Source organism: Lysobacter sp. M2-1 (assembly GCF_022662495.1).
Classification (GTDB): Bacteria; Pseudomonadota; Gammaproteobacteria; order Xanthomonadales; family Xanthomonadaceae; genus JAKPBU01.
Genome location: NZ_JAKPBU010000003.1, coordinates 102,324 through 119,404, shown reverse-complemented (window position 1 = coordinate 119,404; position 17,081 = coordinate 102,324). Strand labels below are relative to the sequence as shown.

Below are 17,081 nucleotides of genomic sequence, written 5' to 3'. Positions count from 1 at the left end.
GCATCGACCAGCGTCCCTGACCCGCACGACGCTATGGGCGGCCCAAGCCTCGCGCAGCGACCCCGGCCCGTACGCGTCACGAAAGCGTCATGAAACTGTCGTCTAATCGCCCCAACGCGGCTGGAATGGCCCGGAGCGATGCAGAAGCGAATCCTGATCGTCGACGATGAACCCGCGATCCGCGACATGGTCGCCTTCGCCCTGCGCAAGGGCGATTACGAGCCCGCCCATGCCGGCGACGCGCGCGAGGCCCAGGCAGCCATTGCCGACGCGGTCCCCGACCTGATCCTGCTGGACTGGATGCTGCCCGGCACCAGCGGCCTGGAACTGGCGCGGCGCTGGCGGCGCGAAGAGCTGACCCGCGAGATCCCGATCATCATGCTGACCGCGCGCGGCGAGGAGAACGACCGCGTCGGCGGGCTGGAAGCCGGCGTGGACGATTACGTGGTCAAGCCGTTCTCGGCGCGCGAATTGCTTGCCCGGATCCGCGCGGTGATGCGTCGCGCGAGGGACGACGACGAGGACGGAAGCGTCAGCGTCGGGGTCCTGCGGATCGACGGTGCCGCGCACCGCGTCTACGCCAATGGAGAACCGGTCGCGATCGGGCCGACCGAATACCGGCTGCTCCACTTCTTCATGACCCATCCCGAGCGCGTCTACAGCCGGGCGCAGTTGCTCGACCACGTCTGGGGCGGCAGCGTGTACGTGGAGGAGCGCACCATCGACGTGCACATCCGGCGCCTGCGCAAGACGCTGGAGCCCAGCGGGCTCGATGCGATGGTGCAGACGGTACGCGGCGCCGGCTACCGGTTCTCCGCCGCCACCTGACTGCCCTGCGGCCGGCCGGGGGCCTTCGACCTCCTGTCACGTTGGGCAGTCACGCTGGCGGTCGCCTACATCACGGACGACAAGCCAGTTGAATACACTGCTCCCCATGCCCGCACGCGCGCGCTCCGCCTGGACCAAGACACTCGGCCAACTGGTGCTGATCCTGGCCGCCGCACTGGCGGCCGGTCTGCTCGTCGGGCAGCCGTGGCCGGTGCTTACGCTGGCCGCGCTCGGCGTGGTCGCCTGGCATTACTGGAAGTTGCGCAACGTGCTCCTGCGCCTGACCGCGCGCCAACGCCTGGCACCGCCGCAGGGCACCGGCATCTGGAACGAACTCGATCGCCTGCTGCATCGCGGTCAGAGCGAAATGCGCAGCCGCAAGCGCCGCCTCGTGGCGATGCTGCGCGCCTACCGCGCAGCCGCCGCGGCGCTGCCGGATGCCGTGGTGGTCGTGGAGCGCAACAGCCAGCGGGTGCAGTGGCTGAACGAAGCCGCCGGTCCGCTGCTGGGCCTGCGCTACCCGCAGGACATCGGCGCCGCGCTCGGCGCGCGCCTGCAACCGCTGCCCATGGCCCATTGGCTCAGTGGCGGCCGCAGCGCCGAACCACTGCAGGATGTCGCCTCGCCGGTCAACCCGGACCTGCGGCTCAATCTGCGGCTGATTCCCTATTCGGACGAGCTGTGGCTGCTGGTGGCGCGCGATGTGACCAAGATGATGCGGCTGGAGCAGATGCGTCGCGATTTCGTCGCCAATGTGTCACACGAACTGCGTACGCCGCTGACCGTGGTGCATGGCTATCTCGACATGCTCGACCCGGATGACCAGCCCGAATGGGCGCCGATGCTGGCGGAGATGCGCCGCCAGTCCCAGCGCATGACCCAGCTGGTGGAAGACCTGCTCACCCTGTCGCGGCTCGAGGCGCAGGACGCACTACCCGACGAGAACGTGGCGATGGCGCCCATGCTGGCCACGCTGCGGCGCGAGGCCGAGGCGCTGAGCCAGGGACGCCACCAGGTCAAGGTCGAGGACAGCGCCATGGTCGATCTGTGGGGCTCCACGAAGGAGCTGCACAGCGCGTTTTCGAACCTGGTCAGCAACGCGATCCGGTACACACCGGCGGGCGGCAGCATCGTCATCCGCTTCGCGCGCAGCGACGATGGCGGCGCGGTGCTTGCGGTCGAGGACAGCGGCTATGGCATTCCCGCCGCGCACCTGCCCCGGATCACCGAGCGCTTCTACCGGGTCTCCACCAGCCGCTCGCGCGAAAGCGGCGGAACCGGGCTGGGCCTGTCGATCGTCAAGCACGTGCTGCAGCTGCACCAGGCGCGGCTGCAGATCCGCAGCGAGGTCGGGCGCGGCAGCACGTTCTCCTGCCACTTCGGCGGCGAGCGGGTACACGCCCGCGACGCCATGTCGACCACCATCGTCCGCTCCGCATGAACGCACTGCCCGAATTCCCGGCCGATGGCGACCCGCTCGCCGACCCCTCCCTGTACTTCAACCGGGAACTGTCGCAGCTCGACTTCAACTTCCGGGTCCTGGCGCAGGCGCAGGATCCATCGATGCCGCTGCTCGAGCGCCTGCGCTATCTGTGCATCAGCTGCACCAACCTGGACGAGTTCTTCGAGATCCGCGCCGCCACCGTCCGCCATGCGCAGGACTTCGGCACCCCGCTGCCTGCCGACGGGCTGTCGCCCGTCACCGTGCTCAAGCGGATCCACGACCGCGCGGCCGAACTGGTGGATGCGCAGTACACCTGCTGGAACGAGGTCCTGCGGCCGGCCATGTCCGAGCAGGGCATCCGCCTGCTGCAGCGCGATCAATGGACCCGGGAACAGGTCGCGTGGCTGCGCACCTATTTCCGCGACGAGATCCTGCCGGTGCTTTCGCCGCTGGGGCTGGACCCGGCCCATCCGTTCCCAAAAATCCTCAACAAGTCGCTCAACATCGTCGTGGTTGTGGAAGGCCGCGACGCGTTCGGCCGCGAGGGGCACCTGGCGATCGTGCGCGCGCCGCGCTCGCTGCCGCGGATCATCCGCCTGCCCGATGCCGACGGCGATGGCGACCAGTTCCACGACTTCGTGTTCCTGTCCACGGTGCTATCGGCGTTCGTCGACGAACTGTTTCCCGGCATGAAGGTCAAGGGCGCCTACCAGTTCCGTGTGACCCGCAATTCCGAACTGATCCTGGACGAGGACGAAGTCGAAAACCTGGCGCTGGCCCTGCGCGACGAACTGGTCGGGCGCGGCTACCTGCGCGCGATGCGGCTGGAAATCGCGCAGGACTGCCCGGATGCGATCGTGGGCACGCTGCTGCGCAACTTCGAACTGCCGGAAAATGCCGTCTACCGCATCAATGGTCCGGTCAACCTCAGTCGCGTGGTGCAGGTCTACGACCTGGTCGCGCGGCCGGACCTGAAGTTTCCGCCGTTCCAGCCGCGGCAGCTGCGCGACTCGGAAAGCATCTTCGAACGGGTGGCCGGCGGCGACGTGCTGCTGCACCATCCATTCGACTCGTTCGCGCCGGTACTGGAACTGATCAAGCAGGCCGCCGCGGATCCCAACGTCCTGGCCATCAAGCAGACCCTGTACCGCACGGGCAAGGATTCGGCCATCGTCGAACACCTGATCCAGGCGGCGCGCAACGGCAAGGACGTGACCGTGGTGGTGGAGCTGCGCGCGCGCTTCGACGAGGAAGCCAATCTGGGCTTGGCCGACCGGCTGCAGGATGCCGGCGTCCAGGTCGTGTATGGCGTGGTCGGCTACAAGACCCACGCCAAGATGCTGCTGGTGGTACGGCGCGAAGGCCGCAAGCTGCGCCGCTACGTGCACCTGGGCACCGGCAACTACCATTCCGGCACGGCACGCGTCTATACCGATATCGGCCTGATCACCGCGGATCCGGAGATCGGCAGCGACGTCCACCAGATCTTCCAGCAGCTCTCGGGCCTGGCGCCGGCGATCCGGCTCAAGCGCCTGCTGCAATCGCCTTTCACCCTGCTGCCCGGCGTGCTCGAACGGATCGGGCGCGAGGCCGACCATGCGCGCGCCGGCAGGCCGTCGGGGATCGTGGCGAAGATGAACGCGCTCAACGAACCGCATGTGGTCCGCGCCCTGTACGCAGCCTCGCAGGCCGGCGTGCCGATCGAGCTCATCGTGCGCGGCGCGTGCACCCTGCGTCCGGGCGTCGCGGGCGTGTCCGACAACATCCGCGTGCGCTCCATCGTCGGGCGGTTTCTCGAGCACAGCCGCGTGTACTGGTTCGCCAATGGCGGCGAGCCCGAACTGTTCTGCGCCAGCGCCGACTGGCTGGAGCGCAATCTGCTGCGCAGGGTCGAAACCTGCTTCCCCATCCTCGACCCGGAACTCGCGCGGCGCGTGCGCGAGCAGGCGCTGGACAACTATCTGGCCGATACCTTCAACGCCTGGGAGCTTGGATCCGACGGCGTGTACCGCAAGCTCGCAGCCGAGCTGGGCACCACGCCGCATTCGGCGCAACACTCGTTGCTGGCCGGCATCTGCGGATGAACGACGCCGCGCGCCAGGACCCGGAACCGGTCGGCTCCGCGCTGAGCGACGGCGACCTGCTCGCCGCACTCGACCTGGGTTCGAACAGCTTCCACATGGTGGTTGCGCGACATACGCTGGGGCAGCTGCGGATCGTCGACAGGCTACGCGAAACCGTGCGCATGGCCGAGGGACTGGACGGCAAAGGTGGACTGGATCCGGTGGTCCGCCAGCGTGCGCTGGAATGCCTGTCGCGCTTCGGCCAGCGCATCGGCGACATCCCGCCGCAGCGGGTACGCGCAGTCGCCACCAACACCGTGCGCGCGCTGGCCTCGCCACAGGCGTTTCTGATGCCGGCGGAAACCGCCCTGGGCCACGCGATCGAAGTAGTGTCCGGTCGCGAGGAAGCGCGTCTGGTGTACCTGGGCGTTGCCCATGCGCAGCCGCCCAAGCCCGGACAGACGCGGCTGCTGATCGACATCGGCGGCGGTTCCACCGAGTGCATCATCGGCAGCGGCTTCGATGCGCGCGAACGCGAAAGCCTGCAGGTCGGCTGCGTGGCGAGCACGCGCCGGTTCTTCGGCAACGGCAAACTGACCAGGAAGAAGTGGAGGGAGGCGTCGATCGAGGTGGAAGCCGAATTCCAGCAGTTCGCGCGCCGCTATCGCAGCGTCGGCTGGAACGAGGCGCTGGGCTCTTCAGGCACGATCAAGGCCATCGGCGGGATCTGCGCCGCGATGAAGCTGACCAAGGGCGCGATCACCGCCGAGGCGCTGCTGCAGGTACGCGACCGGATGCTGATGGCCGGCGAGATCGACCGCATCGACCTGCCGGACCTGTCCGACGACCGGCGGCCGGTGATCGCCGGTGGCGTCCTGGTGCTGGAAGCCGCGTTCGAAGTGCTCGGCATCGAGCGCATGGCGGTGAGCAAAGCCGCGCTGCGCGAGGGCGTGCTCTACGACATGCTCGGGCGCGGCGGCGCCGACGATCCACGCGAGGCGTCGGTCCACGCCCTCACCCAGCGCTACGGGGTGGATGCCGCACAGGCCAATCGGGTGCTGGCGACCGCGATGCGGCTGTTCGATCGCGTCGCAGACGCCTGGTCGCTGGATGCGGACGCGCGTCAGATGCTGGCCTGGGCCGCGCGACTGCACGAGGTGGGCCTGGCGATCGCCCACAGCCAGTACCACGTGCACGGCACCTATGTGCTGGCCAACTCCGATATCGCCGGCTTCTCGCAGCAGGACCAGCGGTTCCTGGCGGCGCTGGTGCGCACGCATCGCCGCGGGATCCCCAAATCCGCCTTCGACGCCCTGCCCGACCGCCTGGTTCCGGCCGCCCGTCGTTGCGCGGCCCTGCTGCGGCTGGCAGTGCTGCTCAACCGCTCGCAGGAAAATGCGCCATTGCCGGAGCTGCAGCTCACCGCGGACGGCAACGCGCTGGAACTCCGGCTGCCCCGGGGCTGGCTCGATGGCCGGCCCCTGCTCAGGGCCGACCTGCTCGGCGAGCCCGAAGACATGGCCGGACTCGGGATCAGGTTGCAGACGGTGGGGACCTGAACCCTAGGGTCCGCCCCAGCTTGCCCGGCCACTGCAAGCGGCGAAACTGCAGGCGTCCCAATGGCAGGAGGCTTCCCATGTTCGGCATCGGCGATATCGTCGACATCGCGGCCCGTCTCGCGGCCGCTTACGTCACCGGCGGCACCAGCGAACTCATGCGCATGGCAGTGGACGTCGGCACCCAGATGATCGGCCAGACCATGCAGCAGCAAGGTGTGGATTTGCCCGAGGTCGCGCAGACCGCCCTCAACAGCTACGTCAGGGGTTTCACTTCGTGATCCTGCCGTCCCCGCAAGGGGACCTGCCCGAAGCGCAGGTGCCGGTGCTGGGCGACATCGAAGCCCAGCTAGCGCGGATGCGCGAGGCGGGTGAGCTGGACGATGTCGGCGAAGGGGTGATGCGGCGGCATTTCCAGGCCAGGGCCGACCAGCTGGCGAACGACCTGCGCGCGCTGCTGCCCGAGTACCAGCGGCGGGTCGAAGACGCAGGCCCGGATGCGGCACTGCAATGGCTGGCCGAGGCCGCCGAAGCGCTCGGGCGCCGGGACGGAGAGGAAACCCGGCGGGTGCTGGGGACAGTGATCGCCCCTTGAACGCAGCCCGGTAACGGGCGTGCGCCGTGAGTCAGGTATGTGAGGGCGGCGCCCGGTATCCTGCTGCGATGACCCTGCGCCCTTTCAGGTTTGCCGCCCTGGCTTCGGCACTGCTGCTCAGCCAGGGCTGCGTTCCGCGCCAGGCGCAGCAGACGGCTACCGCACCTCCTCCGATCCCCAGACCGACCATCGCGCCTATGGTCGCGCCTCCGGTTGCGCCCCCCGACCTCGCCACCAAGCTCGCCACGCTGGCGGGCGTCGCCGATCCCAAGGTGATTCGCCTGGCCCTGGAGGCGCAACAGTGCGCGGCCGCCCACGGCGATGCGCCCATGGCCCGGCGGCTGGCCGTGATCGACTATTCGCGTCCGTCGACCGAACAACGCCTGTGGGTCTTCGATCTGGCGCAGGAACGCCTGCTGTACAGCGAATTCGTCGCCCATGGCCGCAATACCGGCGACAACCTCGCGCGGCGTTTCTCCAACGTCGAAGGCAGCCTGCAATCGAGCATCGGCCTGTTCCGCACCGCCGAAACCTACGATGGCGAGAACGGCTATTCGCTGCGCATGGACGGCCTCGAACCCGGCGTCAACGACCTGGCCAGACAGCGCGCGATCGTGATGCATGGCGCCTGGTACGTCGATCCGCTCAAGGCACTCGCACAGGGAAGGCTCGGTCGCAGCCTCGGCTGCCCCGCGCTGCGGCCTCAGGTGGCGCGCGAGGTGATCGATTCGCTCAAGCAGGGGCAGATGCTGTTCGCCTATTACCCCGACGAACGCTGGCTGACTGGTTCGCGCTACCTGGGCTGTCGCCAGGATGAACGCATTACTGCCGGCGGAGGTGCCCTTCACGCTGCAGCACGTTGAGCCGCAGCAGGATCGCGCCCGATTTGACATCTCATCGGGAACCCCAATGCGATCTTCCAAGGCAATGCTGCTGCCGGTACGTTCCACCTCGTTCGCGACCCTGCTCGCGCTGACCGCCGGCCTGAGCGCCTGCATCCAGTCCACGCCGTCGGCTTCCCAATCCGCAGCCGGGACCGAGCCGGCACCGCCATCCGCTCCCGTTTCGCCACAGCCGGCAGCTGCCCCGCAGCCGGCCGCCGTGGGCGAAGGCATCGCCGACACCGGCATTGATCTGTCGAAGGTCATGATCGAAGCCACCGATGACACGCCGCCCGTCGCTCCATCGGATCCGGCCGCGAAAGACCCCACGGTCGGCGCCGTCACGCAGCCCTCGCAGCAAGACGTCGTGATCGATCCGGCAGCGTTGGCGACGGCCGCGGAAGACGATGCGACCCTGGCCAAGGACAGCCCACTGCGCGCACAGGTGCTGCTGGAACGCGCATTCTTTTCTCCGGGCGAGATCGACGGCGCGGTCGGCAGCAATCAGGCGCGCGCAGTCGCCGCCTACCAGAAGGCGCACGACCTGCCCGCGACCGGCGAACTCGACGCCGCGACCTGGGAGCGGCTCAACGCCGACACCGCGCCGATCCTGGTCGAGTACACCCTGACCCAGGACGATGTCGATGGGCCGTTCCGGGAGATCCCGGCGGACACCATGGCGAAATCGCAACTCGATGCCTTGCCGTATTCCTCGGTCGAGGAAGCGCTGGGCGAGAAGTTCCATGCCAGCCCGGCGCTGCTGAACAAGCTCAATCCGAACGTCGACTTCAGCGTGGCCGGAACCACCATCACCGTGCCCCATGTCGCTGCCGCCGCGCATCTGCCCAAACCGGCCAAGGTGGTCGTGAGCAAATCGCTCTCGGCGCTGCAATTGCTGGACGATTCGGGCAAGGTGCTGGGACAGTTTCCGGTGACCACCGGCAGCGCGCAGTTCCCGCTGCCGATCGGCGAGTGGAAGATCAATGGCGTGGCCCGCGATCCGGTCTGGCATTTCGATCCCAAGCTGATCGCCGGGACCAAGAAGACCGACCGCAAGGCGAAAATTCCGGCAGGCCCCAACAATCCGGTGGGCACGACCTGGATCGACCTGTCCAAGGATCATTACGGCATCCACGGCACGGCCGAGCCGGCCAAGATCGGCAAGAGCGAGTCCAACGGCTGCATCCGGATGACCAATTGGAGCGTGGAAGCGCTGGCCAGGGTCGTCTCTCCCGGCATGCCGGCGACCCTGCAGGACTGACGGCGAACGGAGACGGGAGCGAGCCATGCTCAAGGGACTGCTGCTGTTCATTGCCGGCGTTCTGGTCGGCGCGAACGTCGTCTACTTCCTGATGACGCGGCATGATCGCGGCGGCGTGGGTGCGCCGGCGGTTGCGACGACCAGTACGGTCCGGGCCTCGGCAGACGGCAATGTCGCAGCCCCGCTCGAACCTGATCGGAGCGGCGAACCGCACGGTCCGACGACCCCGTCTCCTGCTCCGCCCGCGGCGCCCGTGAGCTCCGCACCACCCGTAGCAGCGCCGTCCGCGACGCCTCCAGGCACCGCGCTGCTGATGCCGGTCCGCGGCGTCCGTCCCGAACAGCTCGGGGACACCTACAACCAGACGCGCGGCGGCACCCGCATCCACGAAGCGCTCGACATCATGGCCCCGCGCGGAACTCCCGTGGTGGCCGCGGTGGATGGAAAGGTCGAAAAACTGTTCACCAGCGACGCAGGCGGCCTGACCGTCTACCAGTTCGACCCCTCCGCCACTTACGCCTACTACTACGCGCATCTGGACAGCTACGCGCCGGGCCTGCACGAAGGCATGCAGCTGCGGCGCGGCGACGTGATCGGCACCGTCGGCAGCACCGGCAACGCCAGCCCGGACGGTCCACACCTGCATTTCGCCATCTTCCTGCTCGGGCCCGAGAAGCAGTGGTGGAAAGGGACGCCGGTCAACCCCTATCCACTGCTGCGGGGCGGCTAGCGGCCCCTGTCACCGTGGCGACACGGTTCTGACATCGGCGCTTCATGCGCGCGGCGCACGCTCCCCGAAACGAGGAGCCGCGCATGCGCTATGCGATCGTCACCGAGACCTACCCGCCGGAAGTCAACGGCGTTGCGCTCACCGTGCTGGCCAAGGAACAGGGTCTGCGCAACCGCGGCCACGAAGTCGATGTCGTGCGTCCGCGGCAGACGTCGGACCAGGTCGCTGCACCGCATGAGCTGCTGACGCCCAGCGCGCAGATCCCGCGCTATCCGGGCATGCGCTTTGGTTTTCCAGCGCACCGTGCCCTGCGCAAGCTGTGGACGCGGCGCCGTCCGGACGCGATCTACATCGCCACCGAGGGTCCGCTGGGCTGGTCGGCGATGCGCACCGCGCAGCGCCTGGGCATTCCCGTCGCATCGGGTTTCCACACCCGGTTCGACGAATACACGCATGATTACGGCGTCGGGTTCCTGCAGCCGGTCGCATTGGCCTGGATGCGCCGCTTCCACAACACATCCGACGCCACCCTGGTGCCGACCTGCGAGTTGGCCGATTTCCTCAACGGCGAGCGGTTCAGCGATGTGGTGCACCTGCCGCGCGCAGTCGATACGACGCGCTTCGACCCGGCGCGCCGCAGCCAGGCATTGCGCGATGCATGGGGCGTGGCGCCCGACGGTGTGGCTGCGATCTATCTCGGTCGTGTGGCAGCGGAGAAGAACCTGCCATTGGCGGTGCGCGCCTTCCGCGCGCTGCAGCAGCAACGCCCCGATGCGCGCTTCGTCTGGGTCGGTGAAGGCCCTGAACTGGCGGGCATCCAGCGGGCGAATCCGGATTTCGTCTACTGCGGGCTGCGCCGCGACGAGGATCTGGCTGCGCATTTCGCCAGCGCCGACCTGTTCGTGTTCCCGAGCCATTCGGAAACCTTCGGCAACGTGACCATCGAGGCCATGGCCAGCGGCGTGGCGACGGTGGCCTTCCGCTATGGCGCGGCGAGGGAGCATCTGATCGACGGCGTCAACGGCGTCGCGATCGAGGGCAGCGATGACGAGGCATTCGTCGCCGCGGTTTGCCGGCTGGGTTGCGACGACGCGACCCGCCGGAGCATGGGCGTCGAGGCGCGCGAAGGCGTGCGCAAGCTGCGCCCGGCGCAGGTCTCGGCCGATTTCGACGACTTGCTGCAACGGATCGTCCGCCTGCGGAGCGAGCACGATGCGCAACCCGCCCTTGCCTGAGCGCATCGCCCTGCACGACGCGGGCTGGTGCCTGCGGACCAACCGCTGGTGCGCGCGTGCCGGCGTGCTGCGCTATTTCGCCGCGGTCAGCCGGCTCGGCGACGGTGTCGCCTGGTATGCGCTGATGCTCGGCATGATCGCGCTTGGCGGCTCGAACGGGCCGCAGGCGGCCGGGCACATGGCGGCGACGGGTCTGGCCTCGCTGCTGCTGTACAAACTGCTCAAGCGCTGGACGAAACGGCCGCGTCCGTTCGCCAGCGACGTGCGGATCCGGGCCTGGGTCGCACCGCTGGACGAATTCAGCTTCCCTTCCGGGCACACGCTGCACGCGGTGGCTTTCACCCTGGTGGCACTCGCCTACTACCCGATGCTCGCGTGGCTGCTGATTCCCTTCAGTGCCAGCGTGGCTGCCTCGCGCGTGGTGCTGGGCCTGCACTATCCCAGCGATGTGCTGGCCGCCACCGTCATCGGCAGCACGCTGGCCGGCACATCGCTCTGGCTGGTGCCGGACGCCGCCCTATTCTGACCCCGGGTCCGGGGGTTTCCCCCCGCGCCGGTTGAGGGATCACCCCGATGCGCGCCGTGGCAGAGCTGCGGATGCTGCGCAGTGCGCACTCCGCGCCGATTCCAGGGGCTCACCACATGCCTTCCGCTTCGAACGTCCTGCGCGCCAGCCTGCTCGCGGCCGCGATCTTCGCCACACCCATGTTTGCCGAAGCAAGGAAGCTCGATCTGCAGCTCGAACGTCTGCTGCCGGCAGTCGCCGCCGGCGAAACCCTGGAAGTGATCGTCAGCTTCCACGGCGATGGTCCGGCCAGCGCCTCGCAGATGCAGGCGCTGACGGGGCTGGGGCTGCGGGGTGTCAGCATGCGTGCGCTGCCGATCGTCGGCGTGCGCGCCACTCCCGCCCAGGTGCGGGCGCTGCTGCAGATGCCCGAGGTGCGTTCGGTCTGGCACAACGCGCCGCTGTCCTTCGAGAACCGCGAAGCCACCGCGCTGACCGGCGTGGACAAGCTGCGCACCGACGAGAACATCCGCATCGCCGGCCTTCCGGTCAGTGGCCGCGGCATCGGGGTGCTGGTCAACGACTCTGGCGTGGACGGACTGCATCCCGATCTCAAATACCCGCAGCACGTGAAGCAGAACGTGGCCGCGCAGACCAACCTGCATGCGGTCGATACCCTGCTGCCGGTGACCTACATCGAGGGTGTGGCGAACACCGATATCGGCGGCGGTCACGGTACCCACTGCGCCGGCATCATCGGCGGCAACGGCGCCGCTTCGGGTCTGGATTTCGAAGGCGTGGCACCCGGCGCCGGCATCATCGGATATGGCTCGGGCGCTGCGCTGTTCGTCCTGGATACGGTCGGCGGCTTCGACTACGCCCTCACCCACCAGGCGCAATACAACATCCGTGTGGTGTCCAACTCATTCGGCAATACCGGCGACGTCGGCACCGAATTCGATCCCGACGATCCCACCAACATCGCGACCAAGGCGCTGTCCGACCGCGGAGTGGTGGTGGTGTTCTCGGCCGGCAATGCCGGCTCCGGCGAAGGCACCATCACCGGCAACTTCAAGAAGGCGCCGTGGGTGGTGACCGTGGCGGCCGGCGACAAGCAGGGACGGCTGGCTGATTTTTCCTCGCGCGGGGAAGCCGGCAAGGGCGGCACCGTGGTCATCGATGGCCAGAGCTACACCTGGGCCGATCGGCCTACGGTGACCGCGCCCGGCGTGGACATCGTTTCGACGCGCGCTTCGCTCGGCACGATCGACAAGACCGCTGCACAGACCGACGTGGAAGTGCTCGGGCCTGCGCTGGCCGCCCAGTACACGCATATGTCCGGCACGTCGATGGCGGCGCCTCATATCGCCGGCGTCGTCGCGCTGATGCTGGAAGCGAACCCGTCGATGTCCTGGCGCGAGGTCAAGCGGATCCTGCAGGAGACCGCCAGCAACATTCCCGGCAACGAGTCCTGGGAGACCGGAGCCGGCTACGTCAACGCTTACGCCGCAGTGCAGAAGGCGCTGGGCAACGGCGGCTTCGGCAAGACGGTCAATGCCAACCGTACGTTCAACGCCAACGCCAACGTATCCATCGGCAGCAGCCAGGACTACGCCATCGACTTCAGCCCGGTCGGGCCCACCGGATCGCAGCAGTTCACCGTCGGCAACGACATCGCCGTGGTCGCCGCGCGTGCCAACGTCGGCGACAATACGGTGGCGATCTCGCTGACCGATCCCAATGGCAACCGCTACGGTTCCTCGATCGCGCTGCCGGTACTGGGCGAGAACATCGCGGTGACCGCGCCCGGGGTACCCGGCACCTGGACGCTGACCGTGCGCGGCGTCGGTTCGGTCTCGGGCGCGGCGCTGGACCCGGCCAAGGTCACCAATGGCTATGGCGTTCCCGGCACCATCGACGTCAACGTCAAGCAGCTGCGCATCGACGGGTTCAGCGGTCTGCGCGACATCGCGACCCATCCGGGACGGCAGTTCATCGAGTTTGGCGTGGCCAACCGGCTTGTGGACAGTTACAGCGATGGCTACTTCCGTCCCGACCAGGCGCTGACCCGCGGCGAAATGGCCAACTATCTGACCATGGGATCGGGCGTGCGCCAGCAATTGCCGCTATCGGGCCTGTCGAGCTTCTCCGATGTTTCCGCTTCGGACCCGCTGCTTCCGTTCGCGGAAGCCGTCGCCACGCGCGGCGCCGCGCAACGCGACCTGAGCCATCGCCAGGATGCCGTGATGGGCAGACTCAACGGTGCATTCCGCCCGACCGACGTGGTCACCCGCGTCAGCCTGGCCTATTCGCTGGTGCAAAGCCTGGGCCTGCAAGCACAGGCGCAGGCCCTGGCCACCGGAATCCAGACCACGCGTTACTCCGGCGCGTTCGGGGTATCGGTGGACGGCATGCAGACCGATCAGGTCCCGATCCAGGTTGGCAGCGACGTCAGCCGCATCCAGGCGCTGCTGACCTGGGACAGCGGCGTGCCCGCGCAGGATATCGATCTGGTGCTGCTGGACCCGGACGGCAATCCAGTGGCGTCCGCTGCGACCACCGGCAACCCGGAGACGCTGAGCTACGCCGTGACCCGGGCAGGCACCTATACCTACCAGATCAAGGCCTACGCCACCGCCGCCGCCAGCTATACCCTGGACAGCAGCCTCACCAAGGCGAGCAACGCCGGAGTGAGCGTGCTGCATGACGGTGTGCGCATCCCGATCGACGACGCCGCATCGATCCCGGCCCCGCTGCGCGGCTACGTGCAGCTCGCCCTGGACCTGGGCCTGATCGATGCGCGCTTCGCCCTGACCCAGGGGCCGTTCGACCTGCAGCCGGTATTGCATGCGTACTTCGACCCGGGCCGCACGGTGTCGCGCGCTGCGTTCGCCGCCGCCGCGAGCCGGCACGTGGGTGTGTACGGACAGTAGGCAGCGGCCGAAGTGCCGCAAAGGCCCGGGCAATGCCCGGGCCTCTTCTTTCCGGCGGCGGCACCTTGCCGCGTGGCGACTACAAGCGCACTACGTGCGCGCGCGCGATGTGCGGTGCGCCCTGCCCCGGCCAGTCGCGATCGTTCGCCACCTGCGCCACAGCCCGACTGGCTTCGAGCGCTTCGAAATCCAGCTCCGCCATGGCCCACACCTGTTCGCCCTGCGTGACGGCGACGACGCCATCGTCCGGCAGGCCCACGTCCATCGGCGCGTACAGCGCGGCCTCGCCGGTGTTGACGTCCAGCGCCGGGCTCCACGCGGCCTCGCCCGCGGTCACCGCCTGCGCCACGAAGCAGCGGTTTTCCAGCGCGCGCGCCAGGCAACCCACTCTCACGCGGGTCGCGCCGGCGGCGGTATCGGTGCAGCTGGGCACCAGGATCAGCCGCGCGCCGGCCTCGCACTGCGCGCGCACCGGCAACGGGAATTCCGCGTCGTAGCAGATCGAGATGCCGAAGCGCAGCCCGCCGGCTTCGAACACTTTCAGAGCGTCGCCACCCTCGATCACACCCGCCTTGTTTTCGAAGCCGGTGAGCTGCAGCTTGTCCTGCCAGTCGTGGCGCCCATCGGGCGCGAACACGTAGGCGCGATTGCGATAGCGACCGCCACCGGCGTCCAGCAGGAAACTGCCGGCGACGATCGTCATTCCGGTGTCGCGCGCGAGCCCCCCAAAAAACGACAGCCAATCGGCGTGATGACGCTGCAGGGCGGCGAGCGAGGCGTGCAGGTCGGCGCGCACATCCGGTTCGAAGCCTGCGCCAAGTTCCAGGGCCAGGTACTCCGGCAGGACCGCGATCGACGCACCCTCCGCAGCCGCGACCCGAAGCAGGTCGGACTGCCGCTGCGCAAAGGCATCGAAGCGATCCGGGGCGCCGACCGCGTACTTGGCAACGGCGACCTTCACGAACCGGCAGCCCCATCCCGCAATGGTCGCATCCAGACCGTTAGCGCATGGCCCGTTGCCCCGACGCCGACTTCGTCCCAGTCGAGTTCGATCGTCATCCCCGGCTGCTGCTGGTAGCCGCGTCCGCGCCAGAACGCCTCGTTGCCGCGATGCTGGACCGGCCGCCTCGGATCATCGGGGTCGCGTTCGACCGCGCAGAATGCAGTCCAGTCGAAGCGCCCGAGTGCGTGCGCATGCGCCTCGCGCCGATCGAAGAAGGCATGGCCGATCCCGCGGCCGCGCCACTCGGGCAGCAGCACCGATTCGCCGCAATAGAAGACCCGGTCCGGGTCGATGCCCCGATCCCGGAACGGCGCCTGGAATTCCGCGGTCTCGTGTGCCAGCGGAATGCCGGTCGAGGCGCCCACAACCGCGCCGCCGGCCATGGCGAGTACGAACACACTGTCCGGCGAGCGTCCATAGGTCGCCAGGTAACGCCGCTCGTAATCCATGTCGCCGTCGTACAGGTACGGCCATGCGCGGAACACGCTCATGCGCAGGCGCGCGACATCGTCCAGGTAGGGGGCGATTTCCGCGCCCGAGAGCACACGCAAGCCGATGTCATTGTCGTCCATGTCGGCGATTCTAGGCGCAGGCACCGCCAGTGCCGACCCGGACGCGGTGCGGACGCAGGCTGCGCCCGCGATCCGCCGGGGCAACGTCGCCATCGCGGGCCGCAGGCGCAGGCCGCAACGTTCCGTCTCGCGCCGGGAATCGCCCCGGCTCATGCCGGCCGCGCCGCCTGTTCGCCGACGCGATACCAGTCCACCTTGCGGGTCGCCACCATGATCGCGGCCAGGATCAGGAACAGCAGGCCCGCTCCGAGCACCAGCGCGTTGTCTTCCGACACCAGCAGGCCGTACAGCGCCGCGTAAAGCAGGCCCAGCATCGCGGCAAATCCGAAACCGCGGCCCCGGCTGTGCAGCACATGCGAGACATAGAAGCCCAGCAGGCCGACACATGCGATGCTGGCGGCAAGATAGGCCCAGCCGAACACGATGTGTTCCGACAGGCCGAGCAGCAGCAGGAAGAAGATCGCCAGCGCCAGCCCCACCAGGCCGTACTGGATCGGATGGATGCGCAGTTGCTTGACCAGCTCGAGCATGAAGAAACCGACGAAGGTCAGCGCCACGAACAGCAGCCCGTATTTGCTGGCGCGATCGGTCTGCGAATACACATTGACCGGGTCCACCAGCGACACGCCGATCGCATCGAGTTCGGTATTGCCCAGGTACTGCGCCTGGGCATTGCTCGCCAGCGACGACACTTCCCATTCGGCGTGGAATCCGTTTCCGTCGATCCTGCGTGAGCGCGGCAGGAAATCGCCGTTGAACTGAGGATGTTTCCAGGACGAATCCAGCACGATCCGGTTGCGCTTGGCGAGCGGCGAAACCGACAGGGACTCGGTGCCGCCCAGGTTGAATTCCAGTCTGCTGTCGAAGCGCAACTCGCTGCCGGCGGCCGGCGGCTCCAGGCTCGCATGCACGCCGGAACGCTCGCGGCTGCCCATTCCCTGCTGCAGCGCGGCTTCACTTCCGTCGATGCGCAGGACCGGCGAGCCCGCCAACCCACGCACGTCCGCGATGCCATAGCTCAACCACGGGCGCCCGATCTTGCGCGGCAGTGCCGGGTCGGCATCGGCGGGAATCCGCACGTGGAACCGCGCCGCCAGCGCGCCACGCAGCTCGTAGACCCGCACTTCGTGCAGCCCCAGGCGCCGGGTGGAGGGCACCAGGCGGCCGCGCAGGTCCTGGGTTTCGGGAAAGTAGGTCCAGATGCCCTGCTCTCCATCGCGTTTGAGTTTGCGGATCACCTCGCCCTTGTCGTTGCGCTCTTCGACCTCGATGGTCTCGGTGTAGGGCACGACCAGCACCGGGCCGGCGATGCGCTGAACGCCGGCAAAGCTGCGCGAAATGCTCTCGACCGCTTCCTGCCGGTACTGCTGCCGCTCGTGGATGGTGCCGCGGATCATGGTCAGCGGCACCAGGATGATGACGGTCAGCACAGCCACCATCAGGATCTTCAAGCCCAGGCGCATGGCACTCTCCTT

At 68.1% G+C, this 17,081-nt stretch carries 15 protein-coding genes; 12 read left to right on the top strand and 3 right to left on the bottom strand.

What is annotated here, in order from left to right:
- Positions 1-138: 138 nt before the first annotated feature.
- The 12 genes from phoB to MC375_RS10305 all read left to right on the top strand — a co-directional run bounded on the left by phoB (position 139) and on the right by MC375_RS10305 (position 14,031).
- Positions 139-828, top strand: a complete 690-nt coding sequence (phoB, locus tag MC375_RS10360; RefSeq protein ID WP_242103327.1) for a phosphate regulon transcriptional regulator PhoB — start codon at positions 139-141, stop codon at positions 826-828.
- 106 nt (positions 829-934) lie between these two features.
- On the top strand, positions 935-2,269 hold the full coding sequence (gene phoR / locus MC375_RS10355; RefSeq protein WP_242103376.1) for a phosphate regulon sensor histidine kinase PhoR: 1,335 nt from the start codon (positions 935-937) through the stop codon (positions 2,267-2,269).
- Positions 2,266-4,356 carry a polyphosphate kinase 1 gene (ppk1, locus tag MC375_RS10350; protein ID WP_242103326.1) on the top strand — a complete coding sequence of 697 codons (2,091 nt, stop codon included), beginning with the start codon at positions 2,266-2,268 and terminating at the stop codon, positions 4,354-4,356. Before phoR ends, ppk1 begins: the two co-directional genes overlap by 4 nt.
- Positions 4,353-5,894 carry an exopolyphosphatase gene (gene ppx, locus MC375_RS10345; RefSeq protein WP_242103325.1) on the top strand — a complete coding sequence of 514 codons (1,542 nt, stop codon included), beginning with the start codon at positions 4,353-4,355 and terminating at the stop codon, positions 5,892-5,894. The genes ppk1 and ppx overlap by 4 nt, the downstream gene beginning before the upstream one ends.
- 77 nt (positions 5,895-5,971) lie before the next feature.
- Positions 5,972-6,172: a hypothetical protein gene (locus tag MC375_RS10340; protein ID WP_242103324.1), complete on the top strand. Its 201-nt coding sequence runs from the start codon at positions 5,972-5,974 to the stop codon at positions 6,170-6,172.
- Positions 6,169-6,486, top strand: coding sequence for a hypothetical protein (locus MC375_RS10335; RefSeq protein ID WP_242103323.1), 318 nt, complete (start codon positions 6,169-6,171; stop codon positions 6,484-6,486). The genes MC375_RS10340 and MC375_RS10335 overlap by 4 nt, the downstream gene beginning before the upstream one ends.
- A 197-nt stretch (positions 6,487-6,683) precedes the next feature.
- Complete coding sequence (locus tag MC375_RS10330) at positions 6,684-7,349, top strand: murein L,D-transpeptidase catalytic domain family protein (protein ID WP_242103375.1); 666 nt, start codon at positions 6,684-6,686, stop codon at positions 7,347-7,349.
- Between the two features lie 46 nt (positions 7,350-7,395).
- Positions 7,396-8,628 carry a L,D-transpeptidase gene (locus tag MC375_RS10325; RefSeq protein WP_242103322.1) on the top strand — a complete coding sequence of 411 codons (1,233 nt, stop codon included), beginning with the start codon at positions 7,396-7,398 and terminating at the stop codon, positions 8,626-8,628.
- A 25-nt stretch (positions 8,629-8,653) separates the two neighbouring features.
- Positions 8,654-9,358 carry a M23 family metallopeptidase gene (locus MC375_RS10320; RefSeq protein WP_242103320.1) on the top strand — a complete coding sequence of 235 codons (705 nt, stop codon included), beginning with the start codon at positions 8,654-8,656 and terminating at the stop codon, positions 9,356-9,358.
- 83 nt (positions 9,359-9,441) lie between these two features.
- Positions 9,442-10,593 carry a glycosyltransferase family 1 protein gene (locus MC375_RS10315; RefSeq protein ID WP_242103318.1) on the top strand — a complete coding sequence of 384 codons (1,152 nt, stop codon included), beginning with the start codon at positions 9,442-9,444 and terminating at the stop codon, positions 10,591-10,593.
- Positions 10,571-11,119 carry a phosphatase PAP2 family protein gene (locus MC375_RS10310; protein WP_242103316.1) on the top strand — a complete coding sequence of 183 codons (549 nt, stop codon included), beginning with the start codon at positions 10,571-10,573 and terminating at the stop codon, positions 11,117-11,119. Before MC375_RS10315 ends, MC375_RS10310 begins: the two co-directional genes overlap by 23 nt.
- A 116-nt stretch (positions 11,120-11,235) precedes the next feature.
- Positions 11,236-14,031 (top strand): S8 family serine peptidase, encoded by a 2,796-nt coding sequence (locus MC375_RS10305; protein WP_242103314.1) that lies wholly within the window; start codon positions 11,236-11,238, stop codon positions 14,029-14,031.
- Between the two features lie 79 nt (positions 14,032-14,110).
- On the opposite strand, the gene MC375_RS10300 is transcribed toward MC375_RS10305, so the two are convergent.
- The 3 genes from MC375_RS10300 to creD form a co-directional block, all read right to left on the bottom strand.
- Positions 14,111-14,992: a carbon-nitrogen hydrolase family protein gene (locus MC375_RS10300; protein ID WP_242103312.1), complete on the bottom strand. Its 882-nt coding sequence runs from the start codon at positions 14,990-14,992 to the stop codon at positions 14,111-14,113.
- Positions 14,989-15,606 (bottom strand): GNAT family N-acetyltransferase, encoded by a 618-nt coding sequence (locus tag MC375_RS10295; RefSeq protein WP_242103310.1) that lies wholly within the window; start codon positions 15,604-15,606, stop codon positions 14,989-14,991. The genes MC375_RS10300 and MC375_RS10295 overlap by 4 nt, the downstream gene beginning before the upstream one ends.
- A gap of 149 nt (positions 15,607-15,755) precedes the next feature.
- Positions 15,756-17,069, bottom strand: coding sequence for a cell envelope integrity protein CreD (gene creD, locus MC375_RS10290; RefSeq protein WP_242103309.1), 1,314 nt, complete (start codon positions 17,067-17,069; stop codon positions 15,756-15,758).
- Between the last annotated feature and the right edge of the window lie 12 nt (positions 17,070-17,081).

What these genes read in the sequence shown, in the direction of transcription:
- phoB (WP_242103327.1), top strand. Translation starts at nt 139, where the DNA reads ATGCAGAAGCGAATCCTGATCGTCGACGATGAACCCGCGATCCGCGAC.
- phoR (WP_242103376.1), top strand. Translation starts at nt 935, where the DNA reads ATGCCCGCACGCGCGCGCTCCGCCTGGACCAAGACACTCGGCCAACTG.
- ppk1 (WP_242103326.1), top strand. Translation starts at nt 2,266, where the DNA reads ATGAACGCACTGCCCGAATTCCCGGCCGATGGCGACCCGCTCGCCGAC.
- ppx (WP_242103325.1), top strand. Translation starts at nt 4,353, where the DNA reads ATGAACGACGCCGCGCGCCAGGACCCGGAACCGGTCGGCTCCGCGCTG.
- MC375_RS10340 (WP_242103324.1), top strand. Translation starts at nt 5,972, where the DNA reads ATGTTCGGCATCGGCGATATCGTCGACATCGCGGCCCGTCTCGCGGCC.
- MC375_RS10330 (WP_242103375.1), top strand. Translation starts at nt 6,684, where the DNA reads ATGGTCGCGCCTCCGGTTGCGCCCCCCGACCTCGCCACCAAGCTCGCC.
- MC375_RS10325 (WP_242103322.1), top strand. Translation starts at nt 7,396, where the DNA reads ATGCGATCTTCCAAGGCAATGCTGCTGCCGGTACGTTCCACCTCGTTC.
- MC375_RS10320 (WP_242103320.1), top strand. Translation starts at nt 8,654, where the DNA reads ATGCTCAAGGGACTGCTGCTGTTCATTGCCGGCGTTCTGGTCGGCGCG.
- MC375_RS10315 (WP_242103318.1), top strand. Translation starts at nt 9,442, where the DNA reads ATGCGCTATGCGATCGTCACCGAGACCTACCCGCCGGAAGTCAACGGC.
- MC375_RS10310 (WP_242103316.1), top strand. Translation starts at nt 10,571, where the DNA reads ATGCGCAACCCGCCCTTGCCTGAGCGCATCGCCCTGCACGACGCGGGC.
- MC375_RS10305 (WP_242103314.1), top strand. Translation starts at nt 11,236, where the DNA reads ATGCCTTCCGCTTCGAACGTCCTGCGCGCCAGCCTGCTCGCGGCCGCG.
- MC375_RS10295 (WP_242103310.1), bottom strand. Translation starts at nt 15,606, where the DNA reads ATGGACGACAATGACATCGGCTTGCGTGTGCTCTCGGGCGCGGAAATC.
- creD (WP_242103309.1), bottom strand. Translation starts at nt 17,069, where the DNA reads ATGCGCCTGGGCTTGAAGATCCTGATGGTGGCTGTGCTGACCGTCATC.